The organism is Streptomyces sp. NPDC006265, from assembly GCF_040613555.1.
In the GTDB taxonomy this organism is placed as follows: domain Bacteria; phylum Actinomycetota; class Actinomycetes; order Streptomycetales; family Streptomycetaceae; genus Streptomyces.
On sequence record NZ_JBEXSH010000810.1, the window covers coordinates 1 to 4,180 of the forward strand.

Sequence of the window (4,180 nt, forward strand, 5' to 3'; positions counted from 1 at the left end):
GGTGCCGTCGACGGGGACCACCTCGCCGGGGCCGACCACGAGCAGGTCGCCGACGGCGATCTCGGAAAGCGGCACGGAGCGCACCCCGTCCTCCGGCCGATCGTCGGCGACGACCCCGCCGAGCAGGGCGTGCCGATGGCCCCGCCGGACTGGGCCGTACGCCTGGTGCGGGCCGGGCGGGGACTGCTGTTCCTCGACGAACTCTCCACCGCGCCGCCCGCCGTGCAGGCCGCCCTGCTCCGGCTCGTGCTGGAGCGGCGGATCGGCGCGCTGCGGCTGCCGCCGGGCGTGCGGATCGTGGCCGCCGCCAACCCGCGCTCCTCGGCCGCCGACGGCTGGGAACTGAGCCCGCCCCTCGCCAACCGTTTCGTCCACCTGCAGTGGACGCACGACACCGACGTGGTCGTCCGCGGCCTCGGCGGGGTCTGGCCCCGGGCGACCCTGCCCCGGCTCGACCCGGGGAAGCTGCCGGAGGCGGTGGACTTCGCCCGCCGTGCCGTGTGCGGGCTGCTCGGCGCTCGCCCCGCACTCGCGCACTGGCTGCCCAGCGGCGAGGTGCGCCGGGGCGGGCCCTGGCCGTCCCCGCGCAGCTGGGAGATGACGCTGCACCTGGTCGCCTTCGCGACCGCGGCCGGCTCCTCCCGTGACGTCCTCTCCCTGCTGGTGCGGGGCACGGTCGGGGACGGACCCGGTCTCGAACTGCTGGCGAGCCTGGACCGGATGGACCTCCCGGACCCCGAGACGCTGCTGGCCGACCCGGCCGCCGCCGTGCTGCCCGAGCGGGGAGACCTGCGGCAGGCCGCGCTGGACGGTGTCGTGGCCGCGGTCCGCAACCGCCCGGAGCGGGCCCGCTGGGACGCGGCCTGGGCGCTCCTGGTCAAGGCCCTGGAGACCGGCCCCCCGGACGTGGTGGTCGTCCCCGCGACCACCCTCGCCGCCCTGCGCCGCGACGACTGGGACGTCCCCGCGTCGATCGAGCGCCTGGCAGGCGTGGTGACGCTGTCCCGGCGCGCGGACCGCACCACGGCGGCGGTCGCCGCCGCGGCCGCCGCGAAGGCGGGCCGATGACGACGGACGCCCTGGAGGCAGCCGCCCTCGAGTCCGCCTCCGCCCCCGAGACCGCCTCCGCTCCCGTGACCGCCCCCCAAACCCTCGACCGGGACAAGCTCTTCACCGCCCGGCTGCATGCCGCCCGCGTCCGCCCCTACCTCGCGACGGCCCTCTTCGCCCTGCACGTCGTCGAGTCGCGGCGCGTGCCCACGATGGGCGTCGACCGTTACTGGCGCTGCTACGTGTCGCCGGGGTTCGTCGACCGCACGCCCGTCGAGGAACTCGCGGGCGTGTGGGTGCACGAGGTGTCGCACCTGCTGCGCGACCACCACGGGCGCAGCGACCGGGTCGCGAAGGAACGGGGCCTGCACGGCCCGGGGGAGCGGCTGCGGATGAACATCGCCGCCGACTTCGAGATCAACGACGACGTCTACGGCGACGGCCTGGCCCGCCCGGCGGGAGTCGTCGTTCCGGGCCATCTCGGCCTGTCCGAGGGCGAGTTGATGGAGGAGTATCTGCGGAAGTTCAGCCTGGGCCCGCGGTCACAGGACCTGGCCTGGCTGGACTGCGGCAGCGGCGCCGACGGCCTCGACCGGGAGTGGGAGCTGGGCCCGGACGGCGCGCACGGCCTGAGCGAGCGGGAGCGGGACGCGGTCCGCTTCCGGGTCGCGCAGGGCATCACGGGCCGCCCCGGACAGGCCCCGCAGGGCTGGCGGCGCTGGGCCGAGGAGGCCTTCCACCCGCCCCAGCCCTGGCGGCAGCTGCTGGGCGCGGCGGTCCGCTCGGCGGCGTCCGCCCCCGGCGCCGGCGAGGACTACACCTACGGCCGGCCCGCCCGGCGCTCCACCGCGCTGCCCGGCACGGTCCTGCCGAGCCTGCGCCGCCGCCCGCCCCGTGTGTCCGTCGTCATCGACACCTCCGGCTCGGTCAGCGACGCCGAACTGGGCAGCGCGCTCCTGGAGGTCGCCGCGATCGCCCGGGCCGTGGGCGGCCGCCGTGACCTGGTCACCGTCGTCCCCTGCGACGCCTCGGCCGGGGTCGCCCGCCGCCTGTGCCGCGCCGAGGGCATCCCGCTCACGGGCGGCGGCGGCACGGACCTGCGCGCCGGCTTCACCCGCGCCCTGCGCACCCGCCCCGCCCCCGACGTCATCGTCGCCCTCACCGACGGCCAGACCCCCTGGCCGGGCACGAGGCCCCCCTGCCGCACGGTGGTGGGCCTGTTCCCCCGCCACTACGAGAACCACGCCTTCGACGAGTCCGACCCCGAGTACGTCCCGGACTCACCCCCGGAGTGGGCGAGGGTGGTGGACATCGGCTGAACGGGCCGTCAGTTCGGCGTCAGCACGACCGCCTGGCCGCCCGCCGGGGCCATCGCCACGTCGAGGGCGTCGTCGCGGGTGACGGTCCGGGTGCCGACCACGACCGGGGTCTGGTGCGGGTTCGCGCCCGGGATGCCGTCGGCGTGGACCGTCGCCGTGTACGTGCCGCCGCCGAGGAAGGACAGCGGCAGCGACAGGGTCCTGGACGTCTCGTTCGTCATCGCGCCCAGGTACCAGGTGGAGCCGGCGCGCCGGGCGACCGCGACGTACTCGCCGATCGAGCCGGCCAGGGTGCGGCTCTCGTCCCAGGTGACCGGGACGGCGTTGAACCAGGGCAGGCCGGGCCAGTTGGCCGGGTTGTTGTACTTGGACGGCTTGTCGTACCAGAAGAGGAAGTTGAGGGGCTGGTAGTACACGGCGGCCATCGCCATCTGGTGGGCGTTGGTCGTCTTGTCGCGGGACTGGCCGTAGCAGATCGTGTAGTCCATCGGACCGCCGATGTTGCGGGCGAAGGGCAGCGTGACGTTGTGCGTGGCGGTCGGGAACTGCTCGTTGCCGCGCACGCCCTCCAGGCTGATCCAGTTCGGGTACGTCCGCTCGTAGCCGAACGGCCGGACGTCGTCGTGCATGTCGATCAGCAGCTCGTACGCGGCCGCCGTCCGCGCCCAGTCGATGATCTGGTTGGTCATCGTCTGCGTGCCGTCGTTGATGAAGCCGAGCTTGATGCCCTGCACGCCCCAGCTCCTGTAGAGGCCGAACAGGGAGTCCGCGTCGGTCAGCGCGAGCCGGTTGACGTAGAGGAAGACCCCGATGCCCTGGCTCGTGGCGTACGAGATGACCGAGGGGAGGTCGATCGCGGCGATCGGCTTCGTCGCGTCCGGCGTGCTGGCCTCCGGGCCGTACCAGCCGGCGTCGTACTCGATGTACTGAAGTCCCCGGGCCACGGCGAAGTCGACGCCCTGGAGGCCGGCTGCGGTGGTGAGTTCGCAGCGGAAGACCTTGCCGGGCTTGATCCAGGACGTGTCGGTCAGGGCGCTGGGCGGGGCCAGGTTGAGGACCAGCTCGGCGTTGTCGACCAGTTCGGCGTGCGTGGCGCCGATGACCACCGCACGCCAGGGGGTGGTGAAGGGCGTGGTGACGGTCGTGGTCGTCTCCACCGGACCGGTGCCGCGGGCGGTGTGCTCCATGAGGAAGGCGGAGAGGGCGTTCGTCTCTCCGGGCACCGAACCGAGCATCAGGCGCGGGTAGTCCACCCGCGAGGACTCGCAGACACAGGCGATGAGACCGCCCGGCAGGGTGGCGGTCAGCGGCAGGTCCGTGAGGGGGCCGTTGTCGGTGCCTGCGGCGCCGGTGACCGGTACGGCCCCGGGCGCCACCGGCTCGTAGGCGTTCTCGTCGCGGGCGCTGTAGACGGTGGTGCCGTCGGGGAAGACGAACGTCGTGAGTTCGTCGGCGAGGGTGGCGGTGCCCCGGTCGAGGAGGACGTAGCGCAGGGCGACACCGGTCCTGTAGGCGCGGACCTGCACCCCGAACCGGATGCCGGAGGCCCGGTCCCTCAGGTCCCAGCGCTGCTCCTGGTAGTGGTCGGTGACCGTCGCGTTGCGGCCGTAGGCCGGGGTCCAGGTGGATCGGTGGGTGCGGTGCCGGTGACCGGTCGGCCTGACATCGTTGCCGAGGACCGTGCCGTCGCCGAGCCGGAGCCCGAGGGCCGAGGTGCCGATCACCGTCCTGCCGCCGCGGCGGGCGGACCAGCGGAGGGCGCCGTCTGCGAGGGACAGGGTGATGGAGGTGCCGCCGAGGCGGGCGGTGAC

General features: G+C 74.4%; 3 protein-coding genes. 2 read left to right on the plus strand and 1 reads right to left on the minus strand.

What is annotated here, in order from left to right:
- Together ABZ281_RS40410 and ABZ281_RS40415 are read left to right on the plus strand one after the other, a co-directional pair.
- On the plus strand, positions 1–1,068 hold a 1,068-nt coding region (locus ABZ281_RS40410; protein ID WP_356662955.1), incomplete at its 5' end, for a sigma 54-interacting transcriptional regulator.
- Complete coding sequence (locus ABZ281_RS40415) at positions 1,065–2,369, plus strand: VWA-like domain-containing protein (RefSeq protein WP_356662956.1); 1,305 nt, start codon at positions 1,065–1,067, stop codon at positions 2,367–2,369. The genes ABZ281_RS40410 and ABZ281_RS40415, both read left to right, overlap by 4 nt.
- A gap of 8 nt (positions 2,370–2,377) precedes the next feature.
- Here ABZ281_RS40415 and ABZ281_RS40420 read toward each other — a convergent pair.
- A partial coding sequence (locus ABZ281_RS40420) for a glycoside hydrolase family 97 catalytic domain-containing protein (protein ID WP_356662957.1) occupies positions 2,378–4,180 on the minus strand: 1,803 nt, incomplete at its 5' end.